This window comes from Aquimarina macrocephali JAMB N27 (assembly GCF_000520995.1).
Classification (GTDB): Bacteria; Bacteroidota; Bacteroidia; order Flavobacteriales; family Flavobacteriaceae; genus Aquimarina; species Aquimarina macrocephali.
The window spans coordinates 33,663-48,937 of the sequence record NZ_JACA01000015.1; the positions used below are offsets into that span (position 1 = coordinate 33,663).

At 31.3% G+C, this 15,275-nt stretch carries 19 protein-coding genes; 12 read left to right on the forward strand and 7 right to left on the reverse strand.

Translation table 11 applies throughout. The features are described 5' to 3' along the window. Positions 1-13 precede the first annotated feature (13 nt). From Z054_RS30165 to Z054_RS0111720, 4 genes are all read right to left on the reverse strand, one after another. The gene (locus Z054_RS30165; RefSeq protein WP_051473726.1) at positions 14-811 is read right to left on the reverse strand and encodes a GLPGLI family protein; all 798 of its coding nucleotides are present in this window, start codon (positions 809-811) and stop codon (positions 14-16) included. Between the two features lie 7 nt (positions 812-818). Further along, entirely contained in the window at positions 819-1,616 is a 798-nt protein-coding gene (locus tag Z054_RS30170; RefSeq protein ID WP_024770256.1) for a GLPGLI family protein, read from the reverse strand. A gap of 67 nt (positions 1,617-1,683) precedes the next feature. After that, positions 1,684-1,881, reverse strand: coding sequence for a hypothetical protein (locus Z054_RS0111715; protein ID WP_024770257.1), 198 nt, complete (start codon positions 1,879-1,881; stop codon positions 1,684-1,686). Between the two features lie 512 nt (positions 1,882-2,393). Continuing rightward, the gene (locus Z054_RS0111720) at positions 2,394-3,110 is read right to left on the reverse strand and encodes an RDD family protein (protein ID WP_024770258.1); all 717 of its coding nucleotides are present in this window, start codon (positions 3,108-3,110) and stop codon (positions 2,394-2,396) included. A gap of 36 nt (positions 3,111-3,146) precedes the next feature. Between Z054_RS0111720 and Z054_RS28370 the strand changes: the two genes are divergently transcribed. The 11 genes from Z054_RS28370 to Z054_RS0111775 all read left to right on the forward strand — a co-directional run bounded on the left by Z054_RS28370 (position 3,147) and on the right by Z054_RS0111775 (position 12,956). Next, positions 3,147-4,109, forward strand: a complete 963-nt coding sequence (locus tag Z054_RS28370) for a stage II sporulation protein M (protein WP_035091601.1) — start codon at positions 3,147-3,149, stop codon at positions 4,107-4,109. Continuing rightward, complete coding sequence (locus Z054_RS0111730) at positions 4,102-4,974, forward strand: hypothetical protein (protein WP_024770259.1); 873 nt, start codon at positions 4,102-4,104, stop codon at positions 4,972-4,974. Before Z054_RS28370 ends, Z054_RS0111730 begins: the two co-directional genes overlap by 8 nt. A 1-nt stretch (position 4,975) precedes the next feature. Beyond that, positions 4,976-5,725 (forward strand): hypothetical protein, encoded by a 750-nt coding sequence (locus Z054_RS0111735; protein WP_035091604.1) that lies wholly within the window; start codon positions 4,976-4,978, stop codon positions 5,723-5,725. Between the two features lie 4 nt (positions 5,726-5,729). After that, positions 5,730-6,941 carry a DUF4350 domain-containing protein gene (locus tag Z054_RS0111740; RefSeq protein WP_024770261.1) on the forward strand — a complete coding sequence of 404 codons (1,212 nt, stop codon included), beginning with the start codon at positions 5,730-5,732 and terminating at the stop codon, positions 6,939-6,941. 29 nt (positions 6,942-6,970) lie between these two features. Next, complete coding sequence (locus Z054_RS0111745) at positions 6,971-8,011, forward strand: AAA family ATPase (protein WP_024770262.1); 1,041 nt, start codon at positions 6,971-6,973, stop codon at positions 8,009-8,011. Between the two features lie 5 nt (positions 8,012-8,016). Further along, positions 8,017-9,348: a DUF58 domain-containing protein gene (locus Z054_RS0111750; protein WP_024770263.1), complete on the forward strand. Its 1,332-nt coding sequence runs from the start codon at positions 8,017-8,019 to the stop codon at positions 9,346-9,348. A 290-nt stretch (positions 9,349-9,638) separates the two neighbouring features. After that, complete coding sequence (locus Z054_RS0111755) at positions 9,639-9,842, forward strand: hypothetical protein (protein WP_024770264.1); 204 nt, start codon at positions 9,639-9,641, stop codon at positions 9,840-9,842. A gap of 14 nt (positions 9,843-9,856) precedes the next feature. After that, a complete protein-coding gene (locus Z054_RS0111760; RefSeq protein ID WP_051473727.1) occupies positions 9,857-10,546 on the forward strand; it encodes a HupE/UreJ family protein in 690 nt (229 codons plus the stop codon). 33 nt (positions 10,547-10,579) lie between these two features. Next, the gene (locus Z054_RS0111765) at positions 10,580-11,200 is read left to right on the forward strand and encodes a hypothetical protein (protein ID WP_241461410.1); all 621 of its coding nucleotides are present in this window, start codon (positions 10,580-10,582) and stop codon (positions 11,198-11,200) included. Positions 11,201-11,403: 203 nt separating this feature from the next. Further along, positions 11,404-11,826, forward strand: coding sequence for a DUF2141 domain-containing protein (locus Z054_RS0111770; RefSeq protein ID WP_024770267.1), 423 nt, complete (start codon positions 11,404-11,406; stop codon positions 11,824-11,826). A 179-nt stretch (positions 11,827-12,005) separates the two neighbouring features. Continuing rightward, positions 12,006-12,956, forward strand: a complete 951-nt coding sequence (locus tag Z054_RS0111775) for a LysR family transcriptional regulator (protein WP_024770268.1) — start codon at positions 12,006-12,008, stop codon at positions 12,954-12,956. A gap of 15 nt (positions 12,957-12,971) precedes the next feature. Here Z054_RS0111775 and Z054_RS0111780 read toward each other — a convergent pair whose 3' ends face one another. The 3 genes from Z054_RS0111780 to Z054_RS0111790 all read right to left on the reverse strand — a co-directional run bounded on the left by Z054_RS0111780 (position 12,972) and on the right by Z054_RS0111790 (position 14,669). Next, positions 12,972-13,169, reverse strand: a complete 198-nt coding sequence (locus tag Z054_RS0111780; RefSeq protein WP_024770269.1) for a hypothetical protein — start codon at positions 13,167-13,169, stop codon at positions 12,972-12,974. Between the two features lie 136 nt (positions 13,170-13,305). Then, the gene (locus Z054_RS0111785) at positions 13,306-14,106 is read right to left on the reverse strand and encodes a TIGR00266 family protein (RefSeq protein ID WP_024770270.1); all 801 of its coding nucleotides are present in this window, start codon (positions 14,104-14,106) and stop codon (positions 13,306-13,308) included. 101 nt (positions 14,107-14,207) lie between these two features. Beyond that, entirely contained in the window at positions 14,208-14,669 is a 462-nt protein-coding gene (locus Z054_RS0111790) for a DUF4442 domain-containing protein (protein ID WP_024770271.1), read from the reverse strand. A 153-nt stretch (positions 14,670-14,822) separates the two neighbouring features. Between Z054_RS0111790 and Z054_RS0111795 the strand changes: the two genes are divergently transcribed. Beyond that, on the forward strand, positions 14,823-15,275 hold the full coding sequence (locus Z054_RS0111795; RefSeq protein WP_024770272.1) for a DUF4870 domain-containing protein: 453 nt from the start codon (positions 14,823-14,825) through the stop codon (positions 15,273-15,275).

A 15,275-nucleotide genomic window follows, 5' to 3' on the forward strand; every position in this document is an offset into this window, starting at 1 on the left:
AAAAATTATTTTTTTATTTAAAAATCTCTAAACTAAGATCTTCTGCTTTGGGGCATTCATCACAATTTCTTTTAAATTTCATATTTCTATCAGATGATGTTGCCATTAGCATTGCTTCAAAATCTTTTTGTTTGTTTTTAATTGCCTTGATATATTTTTCCATACTAGAGGGTTTTTCAATCTCCGGCTTTTTTAACCTCTTATTAACTACTTTTGTTTCTGGGCTCAAATCTACTTTTGAAGCTTGAAATTCATATTTCCCTGTTTCCTCGGTTACTTTTAGAATTAAACCTGGTAATCCTCTTAATTTCCATGGGCCATGGGATACCGGTATTTCTGTTGTAAACCATACCGTATATGTTCTGCCTCTATACAATCCATCTGCTTTTTGGCAGGTATACTTTCCAATTTTCTTATTTTTTGTAGATAATTTCCATTTAATATTGGCAGTACTATCGTTTACTACAAAAACTTTTTGGTTTATTTCTTCTTGAAAAATTAATTCACCCTTATCTACATTCGTATACACATAATCTTTAGACAAAGTACTTTTCATAATCTTTTCTTCAACTATATTACCCGTTATTTCCATCATATCTTGATCAATACTATTGTCTATTCGTTTTGCATCTCCGTTTTCTATATAAAAAGACACTTGATTATTAAAATAAAGCAAATATGGATTAGCAAAAGAAACACCATTTGGATTATTGATTATAAAATCATACTGTACAATGCCAGTAAACTGATCTTGAGCAGTAATTGTCCAATTAATTACAAATAGTAGTATTAAGTATAATAACTTTTTCATTTCATAATTAATCAAATCGCTCTAAACTATTGTTTTTTGGATCGGGACAAACATCACAGTCTGTCATTAGCTTTGCTCCTCTGGGTAAAGAAGCCCTAAGGTTTGCCAATGTTTCTTCAAATTTATTTTTAAGTGCTTTTATATAGGTTGTCATATCTGTGATTTTGTCTATACTTGGCTTGTCTAATTTATCTTGAACTTCATTCTTATCTGGTTGTAGGTTTATTTTAATTGCTCTAAACTCAAATTTACCAGTTTCTTCTGTAACTTCCAGAATCAGACCTGGTAATCCCCTCAACTTCCATGGGCCATGCGATATAGGAATTTCTGATGTAAACCATGCTGTATATTCTCTTCCTCTATATTTTGCTGTAGCTTTTTGACAAGGGTACACCCCTATTTTTTTATGTTCAGCATGTAACTGCCAGGGAATAGATTCAATACTATCTTTAACAACATAAAGTTTACCAACTATTGATTCTCTAAAAATTAATTCATTGGTTTTGTTATTTGTGTAGTAATATGCCCGTGGCAAACTATTCTTCATTACTTTATGTTCAGAAGCAACCCCTCCCTCTTCTCTTTCTTCTTCTATTGTTTTTTCATGATTTACTCTCTTTGCTACTCCTTCTTCTCTATACGAAGAAATAACACTGTTAAAGTACAACTTATAAGGAACCGCAAAAGAAACTCCATTTTCATTATGGATTATATTTTGATATTTTACAATACCAATAGTTTCTTTTTGCGAGTTAACTGTATAATTAAAGATTAAAAAAGCTATTATAAATATTAGGTTTTTCATTTCTACTATATAAGATTATTTATATTAAAACCGTTTCCATAAAAATTTAATTATTTATTTAAATTGACTAACATGGATATACAGAAACACCTATCCAATTTCCAGCGTGATCATAATGATCCACTATTCTATAACAATTATCATCCTCCTCAACAATTCGTATTGAATTATTACTTTCAATTTCTAATTCATTACTATTATTACCTATTGCATACGTCGCATATGCGCTTAAAAATATTCCTAAAGTTAAAACGATTTTTTTCATATCTAATTTGATTTTAAAAAATTAATGATTTGTATTTAATATTTAATTCTGATTACAGAAACGGTTTTCTTTTTTATATTCAATTCAAAAATCAGCCGTATATTTCTGTACTATATCAATTACATTTTTCTTGATACAAGAAAATATGATTAGATACATACTACACACCTTCATTCTTGAAATTGATCAATAAAACAAATATGAAAATCCGATTTCTAGGTAGGATAGTGGAGTAAATCGAACTGTAATACAATACTACCATTTTTTCTCGACGCAACGCATACGGTTATACCGTAAAACATTTACGAATCACCACAACCTACTGACAACAAGATGAATATAAATTTAAAAAAAGATAAAAACACCTCTTTTTCAATTGTATAACATCAATTATTGAAATATTAAACATGATAATTAAAGTGCTTTAATGGTAAAAAAGACTAAAAAGACAAACCTAAGTTCAATTGTTAGTATTAGCCTGTAGAAGACCAACCAATCATAAGTAATATTAATTATAGTTTCTGCGTATAATAATTGTAATCGGCTATTACTCGATCTACAAACTGTAATGGTTTTTCTTGTGGAGTAACATCCATTAAAGCACTTACTTTTTTCGAAAGTTCCAGAATAATATTATGATCTGCATCTCGCCTGGCTTCTGTATAAATAGTTTTTATTTTACGAATCTCTGCATCACTAAAAACAGTAACCTGAGGATACATGGCTACATAATCTTCGGGAATATCGACTAATATGGTCTGATTAAATCGTACACGTTGCCGCTCACTAATCACAGTAGTACCTGCTGCCATATCTCCAAGACGTTGTCCTTTGCCGTTTAACAAAATAGAAATAACCGCAACACCACCAAATGCCAAAGTAATATCTAATAAGCGAAGCAGCCATCGCACCAGGTAATTCGAAAAAGCTGGTCTTGCACCATCCATGCGAGCCACTTTTATCTTCATCGTTGCTTTACCAGGAGTTTTACCATCCCAAAATGTTTCCCATAATATAAAATATAAGAATGGAGGTAAACTTAAAATTAACCAAAAAGCCCACTCGTCTCCATAATCAAGACTTAATGCCCCAATCATAAATATAGCTATGATAAAATAAGCTATGATAATCAAAAGATCAATAAGATACGCTAGAATACGCTCTCCTATCCCAGCAGCATTTTGCTGTATACTAACATTTTGAGCAGTTTCTATTTGAAAATTATCCATTAATTATGTTTCTTTGAGCCTCTTAATCTTCGATACATGCGTGAGGCGGCTTTTGTGAAGCAAAATAAAGATAAATGGTTAAAATTTGAAAGTGTTCTGGTTAATAATACTCAAATAACTCCAGATGAGCTTTCTAATTTGTATATAGAAATAACTGATCATCTTAGTTATGCTCAGACATTTTACCCTGATAGTCAAACTCTTAACTATTTAAATGGCTTAGCATCCAGTGCCCATCAAAAAATCTATAAAACAAAAAAAGAGAAAAAAAACCGATTGTATTCTTTTTGGGTTAAAGAATTTCCTTTAGAGTTCTATCAATATCAAAAACACTTACTAATCGCATTCCTCATTTCTGCTTTATTTACAGCTATCGGAGCGTACTCTTCTGCGACAGACGGAGCTTTTGTAAGATCTATATTAGGTGATGCATATGTAAATATGACCTTAGAAAATATTGCTAATGAAGATCCCATGGCAGTATATAAACAAATGGGAGAAACCAATATGTTTTTGGGAATTACTTTAAACAATATCAAAGTAGCTCTTAATTGCTTTATTCTAGGAGTAATGTTCGGGATAGGAACCATATATATGCTCATGCAAAATTTTATAATGCTAGGTTCTTTTCAGTATTTCTTCTACGAGAAAGGATTACTTTGGGAAAGTGCTCGCACGATATGGATTCATGGTACTATTGAAATCTCTGTAATTATTATTGCAGGATGTGCAGGCCTGGTTGTAGGAAATTCTATTTTATTTCCAAAAACATATACTCGACTTACTTCTTTTATTAGAGGAATTAAAGCAGGGTTAAAAATTGTGATTAGCACGATTCCTTTTTTTATAGTAGCAGGGTTTTTAGAAGGTTTTGTGACCAGACATACAGAAATGCCGGATTGGCTAGCCATTGTAATCATATGTGGGTCGCTAGCTCTAATCTTATTTTATTACGTAATTTACCCCAGACAACTTTACAACAGACAAAAAAATGAATAATAATTACATAGAGTTTAAGAAAAAAAGAGAGTTAGGAGATATCCTAACAGATACTTTTGCTTTTATAAGAGAAAATGGTAAATCATTGATATCTGTTTTATTAAAAACATCAGGTATCGCTTTTGTATTACTTTTACTTGCTTCTGGGTATTATACTTATTCTTCTGCTAATATTTTTGATCCGGTGAGTATCCGAAATGGAGGGATGCTAAATTCGGGAGTGCTTATTATTGCTCTTTTTGCAATGCTGGCAACATTACTCGTATTTTATGCATTACTTTTCGGAACCGTTTTACATTATATTAAAAACTATATAGATAACAAAGGTAGTGTTGACGAGGGAGTTGTAGTACAGGGAGTAAAAAAAGATTTCGGAAATATTATCGGATTAGGAATACTTTCGGGATTGATTACTTTTTTTGGTTTCATGCTTTGTGCAATTCCAGGTATCTATTTATATGTCCCTATGAGTTTGGTTTTTTCAATTCTGGTATTTCGTAACACCAGTATTTCTGATGCTATAAATGATAGTTTCTTACTTGTGAAAAACGAATGGTGGATTACCTTTGCTACACTTTTTGTTATTGCAATAATTATAGGGATTATAAGTATGGTATTTTCTATTCCGGCAGTAGTCTATACTTTTACAAAAACGTTTACTGCAGCTTCAGAAGGGTCTTTGGCCGATCCATCTACTATGGTTGATTGGGTTTTTATAGTCTTAAATACGCTATCATCGGCAGTTCAATATATATTATATATTATCACCGCAATTTCTACTGCATTTATATATTATAATTTGAATGAAAGAAAACACGCTACAGGCGCTTTAGAACAAATTGACTCTTTAGGTAAATCAGAATAAATTGAAAATTCTTTACTACGTCTTATTTTTTGTGCCACTCTTCTTATCAGCAAGGGTTCAGGATAGTACTGCTATATCTGCCCCCCGGGAGTTAGTTTATGATCTCGATTCTAAGCAAAAAGCACCTCAGTTTGATGATCAAAAAATAGAAGAATTCAAAACACAAGACGATTTTGATTATACCGAATATCAGGAACCTGATAACTGGTGGACACAATTTAAAAATTGGGTGACTCAACTCTGGCATCAATTTATCTCGTGGTTATTCGGTACAGAAGAAGTAACCGGATTCTGGGCTGTAGTTTTTAGGTTATTACCCTATCTCTTAGTTATAGGTGTATTATTTCTATTAGGTTGGTTATTTATGAGGGTAAATCCTGCAGATATGCTTCTTGAAAAGCAACTTGCTCCACAGGTAGAGCTTACAGAAGACGAAGATATTATTCAAAATCAGGATATCCAACAGCTCATTAATCAGGCCTTAGAGCATAAAAATTATAGATTAGCAATTCGGTATTATTACTTGTTTGTATTAAAAAAATTATCTGATGTAGAACTCATTCAATGGGAAGCTCAAAAAACAAATACCGATTATATAAAAGAATTAACAGATGATTCGGTACAACATCAATTTAAATCCATCACCAAGTTATATGATTTTATCTGGTACGGAAGCTTTGAGGTTAATGAAAAGTTATACCTGAAAGCTGAAAAAGAGTTTACTTCTATAACCCATCTTATCCAACGTTAATGTGATGACTAAAAGTTCTAAAATATTAATCATCATTATTATAGGAGCCATTGGTTTACTCACCTACATAGAAGCTAGTGAGCCCGAACCTGTAAACTGGTATCCGAGTTATGCCAAAACAGATAAAATTCCCTTGGGTTCTTTCGTATCCTACAATTTAATAAAAGAGTCTTTTGATACTCAAGGGTTACAGGATATAAACCAACCGCCTTATGAATTTCTCAAGGATAATGATAGTGTATCAGGAACATATTTTTTTATTAATGGATCAATAAGTTTTGATAAAAATGAGCTACATACAATATTAAAATGGGTCGAAAGAGGGAATACTTTATTTGTTTCAGCAAAAACTATAGAAAATCGATTATTAGACACTCTTAATATTGAGACAGATAATCTTATATCTATTGACAAAATATCTACCAAACCACTTGTTGAGTTGGTTAATAAAGAACTTAAAGCACAGTCTCCTTTTTTATATAATCAAGATATTTACAATCCATATTTTAGTGAATTAGATACTATAAATGCTACTATTTTAGGAGTTTCACAATTATATAACGATACATTAAAAATCAAAGATCCAAAAGTAAACTATATACAACAATCTTTTGGTAATGGAAAAATCCTATTACACACCTTTCCCGAAGCTTTTGGAAATTATTTTATGCTAAAAGACACGAATTATCAATATACTCAAAACCTTTTGGCATATATAAATCCCAATCAAAAAATACTATGGGATAATTATTATAAATCGGGAAAGACATTTTATACCTCTCCCCTTTTCTTACTTTTAAATAATCGCTATCTCAAATGGGCGTACTACTTTGTTCTTATTGGAGTAGTGCTTTTTGTAATTTTTGAAGGAAAACGAAAACAACGTAGTATTCCGATTATAGAGCCTTTAAAAAATCAGACTTTATCTTTTACAAAGACCATTAGCGGAATGTATTTTGAAAAAGGAAAACATAAAGAAATAGCAACTAAGCAAAACCTGTTATTTTTGGATTATGTTCGTAACGTGCTTAGAATTCCTACAAATGAACTAAATGAAAAAACAATAGTCGATATTGCAGCCAGAAGCAACAATAGTATAGAAGATACCAAAATAATATTTAAATATTTTGATGAACTCAATAAAAAAGTAAAAGTTGAAAAAGAAGATTTATTAAAACTTTATCAATTAATCAACATATTCAAAACTCGATCTTAAAAACGATATATCATTTAAACGAAGTATAAATGGAAAACGAAGAAATTAAAAACAATATAAATCCAGAGCAATCTCCCGAAACAGAATCTCAAGAGCAAAATCTGAGTTTTCAGAACAGGATTGATCTTAGTGAATTACAACAATCTGTAGAAAAACTAAAGGCAGAATTGGCAAAAGTAATCGTGGGACAGCAGGATTTTATCGAGCTATTAATTGTTTCCTTGTTATCTAACGGTCATGTTTTAATCGAAGGAGTACCTGGGATCGCAAAAACGGTAACTGCCAAATTATTTGCAAAAACGTTAAAGACTGATTTTAACCGAATCCAATTTACTCCTGATCTTATGCCTAGTGATGTATTAGGGACTTCTGTACTTAATATGAAAACCAGTGATTTTGAATTTAAAAAAGGTCCTATTTTTTCTAATATGGTTCTCATCGATGAGATTAACCGTGCTCCAGCCAAAACTCAAGCAGCCCTGTTTGAAGTGATGGAAGAAAAGCAAGTAACTATAGATGGCATTCGATATCCTATGGATCCTCCTTTTATGGTATTGGCAACTCAAAATCCTGTAGAACAAGAAGGGACTTATGCTTTACCAGAAGCACAACTGGATCGGTTTTTATTTAAAATCAAGGTAGATTACCCTACTTTTGAAGACGAGGTAAATATCCTAAAGACCCATCATGTTAGAAAAACAGCAAAGCCTTTAGAAATGGTTGATCCTGTAATTACTCCAAAACAATTACTAGAATTTAAAGCAAAAACACAAGATGTAATCATTGAAGAGAAAATTCTGGGATATATTGCAGAGATTGTAACCAAAACCAGAACACATCCTCACTTATATTTAGGAGGTTCTCCGCGTGCATCAATTGCTGTTATGAATGCTTCAAAAGCTTTTGCTGCAATTAACGGGAGAGATTTTGTAACACCAGAGGATATAAAAAAATCGCTTTTCCCTGTATTACGCCATCGTTTAATCTTATCACCAGAACGTGAAATGGAAGGAATGACAACAGAAAATGTTATTGAAATGATATTGCAATCTGTAGAAATACCCCGCTAGTTTTGATCCAATTTTTAAAATCACTATATCTAAGTTCCAGAGTATTTTATATACTCACTCTAATATCAGTATTGTTTTTATTATCATACTGGTTTACTCCAATCTACCCTATTGTCTGGTTATTGGTATGGGGATTAATGATTGTTTTTCTGTTTGATATTGTGGCTTTATATAATACTCAAAATGGAGTTCATGCCAATAGAATTTTACCAGATAAATTTTCGAATAGTGATTTTAATGCGGTTCCGGTAAGAATAAGAAGTAATTACAAGTTCACTACTAATGTAGAGATTATTGATGAGATCCCAGTGCAATTTCAAAAACGTGATTTTCTCAAAAAAGGAAGTATTTCTCCTAAGTCTATTTTAGATTTTGAATACTCATTACGCCCTGTAAAACGAGGAGAGTATGTCTTTGGAAACTTATATGTGTACGCCATGACCAGAATAGGCCTTGCAAAACGTCGTTATAGTTTTGATAAAGCTGCAATGGTAAAAGTATATCCTTCTTTTATCCAAATGAAAAAGTATGATTTTTTGGCTATTGATAATAAGTTAACCCAAATAGGACTTAAAAAAATACGACGTATTGGGCATACTATGGAGTTTGAGCAAATTAAAGAATATGTAACCGGTGATGATGTTCGTACCATTAACTGGAAAGCTTCTGCAAAACATGGCAATTTGATGATCAATCAATTTCAGGATGAAAAATCTCAGCCTATATATTCTATAATCGATGCTAGTCGTGTTATGAAAATGCCTTTTAGAGGATTGAGTCTTCTGGATTATGCTGTTAACAGTACGCTGGCTTTTTCTAATATCGCCTTAAAAAAACATGATAAAGTAGGAATGTTATCTTTTTCTAATACAGTAAATGATTTTTTGCCGTCTAGCGGAAAGAAAACATACATTAACAATATTTCTGAAACACTTTATAATGTCAAAACCCAGTTTCTTGATTCTGATTATGGGTTATTATATACTCATGTTAAACGACAAATTAACCATAGAAGTTTACTCTTGTTATATACTAATTTTGAACACATATCATCTTTAAAAAGACAACTTCCATATTTACAGGCATTAGCAAAAAAACATTTGCTGGTAGTCATCTTCTTTCAGAATACAGAACTTGATCATCTTATCCAACAAAATGCAGAAGATCTACAAACTATTTATGATCAAACTATTGCACAACAATTTGCATATGATAAAAAAGTAATGGTAAAAGAGCTACAAAAACATGGAATACAAACCGTCTTAACTACTCCAGAAAATCTTACTGTTAATACTATTAATAAATATCTGGAGATCAAAGCTCGAGGATTATTATAAGTAAAGCTTGTTTACAACTCTTGCTTCGATAAAATCACTATTTTTTGTTTTCTATTTTTATAGAATATTCATACCACTAAGAGATATACATTCTTTGTGGCAATCTTAGAAAAAAAACTATATTTACCATGTAAACAAAACTATTTTACTTGTTAAATCACACATACTAAAAATGATGAATTTTTGTTTAAAGATTAAGAAGAAAATACATTTTGATTGAAAAATTAATTAGTATTGACTTCAAAATTTAAAAGAGATTTATTAGCATTAACTTATTAAAAAACACAAACATGACAATTAAAAAATCAATGATTATAGCTGTTTTAGCTTTAGGGGTTTTGGGAGCCTGTACAGAGAAAAAAGAAAAAAAAGAAGAAAACACAGATCCTGCTAAAGTAGAAGCTACTCAAGAATCAACAACAGAGATTGATGAAGCTGAAAAAGCAAGATTAGATAGCATCCAACAAGTAAAAGAACACGGACACGCACATTAATCTATATTGCAAAAATGTTAAAAAACACCAAAACATTCTTTATATTTCTCGCCTTTGTACTGATTTCAATAACAGCAAACGCTACGCATGGTGTTGATGATGAAACACAGTCTTTTTTATTAGGAAATAAAGGAATCGCTTTTGGTCCGTTTCTATACATCGGAGCAAAACATATGATAACAGGATATGACCATCTACTTTTTCTGGTAGGGGTCATTTTCTTTTTATACAGAACAAAAGAAATATTATTATATGTAAGTTTTTTTACAATCGGTCATAGTCTTACCTTATTACTTGGTGTAATGGCAGATATTAATGTAAACGCATTTTTAATAGACGCCATTATCGCATTATCGATTGTATATAAAGGATTTGATAACCTGGGAGGATTTAAGCAATTTTTTAAGAAACAACCCAATACCAAAATAGCGGTATTAATTTTTGGGTTGTTTCATGGTTTTGGATTAGCGACCAAATTACAAGAATTCAATTTTGATAGAGAAGGCCTTTTTGTAAATCTAATCGGTTTTAATATAGGTGTAGAAATAGGACAGTTTTTAGCCTTAGGATTAGTTCTTATACTTTTAGGGGTTTGGAGAAGGTATAACAGTTACGTTAAATTCTCTAACCTTACCAATATAATTCTTATGGCTGCAGGCTTTTTGTTGTTTGGATTTCAAATGACAGGATATTTCATGACGTAACTCTAAATTATGACAACAAGCAATACCCACATAATGAATAAAAAACAACTTATAAAATCAATTTTTATAGCCTTATTTATTGGTTTTGTTGTGCTTATAACTGCAGTTTTGCCTGCAGAATACAATATAGACCCACTAGGTACAGGAAAGCTTTTTGGTTTTAGCAGATTATATGTAAATGATACTGAAAAAATAAAAACAGTCGATACAGAACCAGTATCTCAATTAAATTTCGAGAAACTGAAATTAGAAAAATTAGGTTCTCCGGTAAGTGTACCTAAACCCAAAGAAGCAAACAATCCACCACCATCAGAACAATTTGCAGAGCAAAATGATACTATTAATGTGACTGTCCCTGCTGGAAAAGGTATAGAATACAAGTTTAAAGCATTAAAATATGGGAGTATAAAGTATGAGTGGAGTACTGCTAATGATGCTATTGTTTATATTGATTTTCATGGAGAAGTGAGACAAGAAAAACCTCCGGAAAATGTATTTTATGAGAGTTATACTTTAGCATATTCTAACAATATGGCAGGAACATTTACAGCTCCTTTTGAAGGGAAACACGGTTGGTATTTTAGAAATAACAACAAAGAAGATATTGTCGTAACGATAAGACTAAAAGGGCAATACAAACTATTTGATAAGTGAAAAAATCTATTCGAAAATTTCAAATTTCAGACTATCATCTTCAGACTAGATAGGGTATAATTTCTAATCTCCTATTCTACAATCATTTCAAAAATACATTTCATCCTACAAAAATGACAACTGGGGAGTTTCTTATTGTTCTCAAATAAAGATTTATAGACTTTTGGTTCATCAAAAAACAAATAACTATAAAACTTTATCTTATGAAAACTCTAGCTTTACTAGCCGCGCTTTTAGTTTCTAACTTTCTTCTTCAAGCTCAAGAAAAAACTAAAGGAGTAACCATTACAGTAACCGTTCCCAATATAACAAGTTCTGAAGGAGAAGTTATTTTTGGGCTTTATAATGAAAATACTTTTATGAAAGCTGCCCCAATCAAAGGCGAAAAAAGTACAATTGTAGATGGTGTAGCAAAAATTACTTTTTCTAATGTTCCCGAAGGAGTATTCGCTATTAGTTGTTTTCATGATGTGAATGGAAATAATCGAATGGATTTTGAACCTAGCGGAATGCCAAAAGAAGATTATGGTGTATCTAATAACAATATGAGTTACGGTCCTCCATTATGGGATGAAGCCAAATTCGAAGTAAACTCAGAAAATCTGGAACTAGAAATCAGAATGTAATTTATAACCCCATATTCATCAATCAAAACCTGACTAACAGGTATATCTAAAAAGGAATAGCATTTCATCTGTGCTATTCCTTTTTTTATTTCAAACACAATAGATAAAATAAATTTTTAATAATTATTTAATAAATAATATCAATAGCTTTTATATTTTTGTTCCCCAAAACGCAAACCATGACCATAACACAATTAAGATATGTTTTAGCAGTAGCCGAACACAAAAATTTTACGAAGGCTGCAGAAAAAACTTTTGTGACTCAACCTACGCTAAGCATGCAAATTCAAAAGCTTGAGGAAGAGCTAGATATCCTCATCTTTGATCGTAGTAAAAAACCTATTGAACTTACAGAAGTTGGTAACAAACTTGTTCAACAGGCAAAAAATATTGTAAATGAAAGTGAACGAATTCAAGATATTGTAGATCAACAAAAAGGGTTTATAGGTGGTGAATTTAAATTAGGTGTAATTCCTACGATAATGCCTACTCTTTTACCTATGTTTTTAAACAATTTTATAAAAAAATATCCAAAGGTAAAATTAAAAATAGAGGAATTAAACACAGAAGCTATAATTGAACGTCTTCTCGATGGTCATCTGGATGCTGCTATTGCAGCAACTCCTTTAGAAAACGAAAACATTAAAGAACGTGTTTTATACTATGAACCTTTTGTAGGTTATATTCCTTCTACTCATAGATTAAATCAGAAGAAAAAAATTGATATTACTGATCTTGATATTGATGATATGCTTCTTCTGGAGGATGGTCATTGTTTTAGAGATGGGATTATTAACCTGTGTAAGACCAAGAAAAGTTATGAGGAGGATCATTTTCAGTTAGAAAGTGGAAGTTTTGAGACACTTGTAAAGCTGGCAAATGAAGGCTTGGGAATGACACTTCTACCCTATTTACATACTTTAGATATAAAGAATGATGAAAAAAGTAATCTTCACTACTTTAATGAGCCTTCTCCTGCGAGAGAAGTGAGCTTAATTTTTAATAAAAGTGAACTAAAAATGCAAATTATTGATGCTTTGCATTCTACTATTGCTGGAGTTGTAAAAGGAGCTATTACTTTTCAAAATGTAAAAATCATTAGCCCTATGGCAAAAATAAAAAGCGACTAGAAAGTCGCTTTTTTTTTATGATTTTAAATAGATTAAACAAGATTGTAATTCTGGTTGTTTCATCGTTAATGATTGAATCCAGATTTTTAATTCTTCAATCTCGTGAGGAAGTAGTCTGTTTAGTGCTTTTAAAACTTCCTTAGTAAAAAGATTAACATCAAAACTTACTTTTTTAAGCACAGTTTTTGTGTAATCAAACATTGCTCTAGCCATAAATTAATAGGGGTTTAAAAAATGTTAGGTTTAAAACAAGTAATTGTAGGAATAATCTTATAGTTTTTAAAGTTGTTCTAGCTAATATATGTAAATAAAACCAAAAAAATAGTCTTTTAGCGCTTATTTAACACTGTTAAAAATTGTTATCGCCATCCAAAATATCTCCCAAACCACCTAGAATACTACCTTCACCTTTGCTTTTCCCTCCTCCTCTGGGGGCCAATGCCAATACTCTATTTGCAAGTCTGCTAAACGGCAAAGATTGTATATACACAACTCCTGGACCTGTTAATGTTGCAAAAAACAATCCTTCTCCTCCAAAAATTGTATTCTTAATCCCTCCTACAAATTCTATATCATATTGTATTCCCTTAGAAAATCCAATAATACAACCTGTATCTACTTTTAGTTTTTCGCCAGACTGTAGTTCTTTTCTAGATGTAGTCCCACCTGCATGAACAAAGGACATACCATCACCCTCTAATTTTTGCATAATAAACCCTTCACCACCAAATAGTCCTCTTCCTAATTTTCTAGAAAATTCTATTCCGATAGAAACTCCTTTGGCCGCGCATAAAAATGCATCTTTTTGACAAATAAATTTTCCTCCATAATTAGTTAAATCTATAGGAATAATCTTTCCTGGATATGGAGATGCAAAACTTACTTTCTTTTTCCCTCCTACCTGATTATAAAAAGCCGTCATAAATAAGCTTTCTCCAGTTAACAATCGTTTACCAGCTCCAAATATTTTACCCAGAACTCCAGTATCTTTAGCAGAACCATCACCAAAAATCGTATCCATCTTTATTCCATCTTCCATCATCATAAAACTTCCTGCTTCTGCAATCACCCCCTCTTGTGGATCTAGTTCTATCTCTACGTATTGCATTTCTTCACCAATAATTTCGTAGTCGATTTCGTGTGCTGTCATATTTTTTAATGTTTATAGTGTTTTGATTAATGAATAGTTTCTTTATAAGTAAACGAATTTCATAAAGTGTTACAGTCTACTCATTTTTTCCCTACACTATTTTACTTTTCATTCTTCACTTTAACTGTCCATTCAAAATTAAACGTAGAAACTTCAATCCCATCTTGATTGGTTCCTATTGATTTCATCCATACTGTTTGTCCTTCACCGGTTTCAATAGTTTTTCTAATGGCATCTGCTACCAAATCTCCTTCGGTACACACAAAAGTAATTCTACCAACAGCCTTTTTGGTATATGTTGCATTATTGCTTGCCACCAGCATCGAGATCTTTTTTCCACTGTCTCTTATATATCCTGTTACCAAGGCCCCGGTAGTTAATTCTGCCGCCATTCCCTGCACTGCCCAAAACATAGATTTAAAAGGATTTTGGTTTATCCATCGATGTTTTACACTAACGGTACAGCTTGTTCTATCTATATTTTTAACCCTTACACCACATAGCCAGGCAGAGGGTAACTTAAATAGTAAGAAGGCATTAAGTTTTCTAGGAGTAATATCCATGAGTTTTATTTTTAGTTCTCACAATATAGGCAAAAGAAATAGTCAAGAAAAGGGGTATAAATCTTAAATTTATGTTAAAATATGGTACTATGTTTTGCATAATACCTTTTTTTAACCATATATTTGCATAAGAAACTATTATATACTTTTACAATGTCAATCAAAAATCACAAAAATATCGCAACGTTTATGCATCTGGGAGTATTTTCTAAATACTTTATTCCTTTTGGAAATTACATAGTTCCAATATTATTATGGTCTACCAATAAGGATAAATCAGATTTTATAGATGATCATGGTAAGGAAGCAATCAATTTTCAATTAAGTATTCTATTATATACTGTAATACTAGGAATATTTTCTTTTCCATTTTTCATTTTTCATGTCTTTGGAGATGCTACAATTACAGATTTGTTTCATTTTAATGATATATCAATCAATTTTTCTGATGCAGGAGGATTTAGAACTCTTATAGGAGCTTCCTTTATTGGAATTATAGCATTAATCGGATTTTTTCTGGAAATCATTTTTGTCATCACTGCCGCTTTAAAAGCGAATAAAGGCGAAAGTTACAGATATCCATTATCTATACGGTTTATAAAATAA

Bases quoted from the DNA above. Each gene is read 5' to 3' on its own strand.
- Z054_RS30165 (WP_051473726.1), bottom strand. From the start codon at position 811: ATGAAAAAGTTATTATACTTAATACTACTATTTGTAATTAATTGGACA.
- Z054_RS30170 (WP_024770256.1), bottom strand. From the start codon at position 1,616: ATGAAAAACCTAATATTTATAATAGCTTTTTTAATCTTTAATTATACA.
- Z054_RS0111715 (WP_024770257.1), bottom strand. From the start codon at position 1,881: ATGAAAAAAATCGTTTTAACTTTAGGAATATTTTTAAGCGCATATGCG.
- Z054_RS0111720 (WP_024770258.1), bottom strand. From the start codon at position 3,110: ATGGATAATTTTCAAATAGAAACTGCTCAAAATGTTAGTATACAGCAA.
- Z054_RS28370 (WP_035091601.1), top strand. From the start codon at position 3,147: ATGCGTGAGGCGGCTTTTGTGAAGCAAAATAAAGATAAATGGTTAAAA.
- Z054_RS0111730 (WP_024770259.1), top strand. From the start codon at position 4,102: ATGAATAATAATTACATAGAGTTTAAGAAAAAAAGAGAGTTAGGAGAT.
- Z054_RS0111740 (WP_024770261.1), top strand. From the start codon at position 5,730: ATGACTAAAAGTTCTAAAATATTAATCATCATTATTATAGGAGCCATT.
- Z054_RS0111745 (WP_024770262.1), top strand. From the start codon at position 6,971: ATGGAAAACGAAGAAATTAAAAACAATATAAATCCAGAGCAATCTCCC.
- Z054_RS0111755 (WP_024770264.1), top strand. From the start codon at position 9,639: ATGACAATTAAAAAATCAATGATTATAGCTGTTTTAGCTTTAGGGGTT.
- Z054_RS0111760 (WP_051473727.1), top strand. From the start codon at position 9,857: ATGTTAAAAAACACCAAAACATTCTTTATATTTCTCGCCTTTGTACTG.
- Z054_RS0111765 (WP_241461410.1), top strand. From the start codon at position 10,580: ATGAATAAAAAACAACTTATAAAATCAATTTTTATAGCCTTATTTATT.
- Z054_RS0111770 (WP_024770267.1), top strand. From the start codon at position 11,404: ATGAAAACTCTAGCTTTACTAGCCGCGCTTTTAGTTTCTAACTTTCTT.
- Z054_RS0111775 (WP_024770268.1), top strand. From the start codon at position 12,006: ATGACCATAACACAATTAAGATATGTTTTAGCAGTAGCCGAACACAAA.
- Z054_RS0111780 (WP_024770269.1), bottom strand. From the start codon at position 13,169: ATGGCTAGAGCAATGTTTGATTACACAAAAACTGTGCTTAAAAAAGTA.
- Z054_RS0111785 (WP_024770270.1), bottom strand. From the start codon at position 14,106: ATGACAGCACACGAAATCGACTACGAAATTATTGGTGAAGAAATGCAA.
- Z054_RS0111790 (WP_024770271.1), bottom strand. From the start codon at position 14,669: ATGGATATTACTCCTAGAAAACTTAATGCCTTCTTACTATTTAAGTTA.
- Z054_RS0111795 (WP_024770272.1), top strand. From the start codon at position 14,823: ATGTCAATCAAAAATCACAAAAATATCGCAACGTTTATGCATCTGGGA.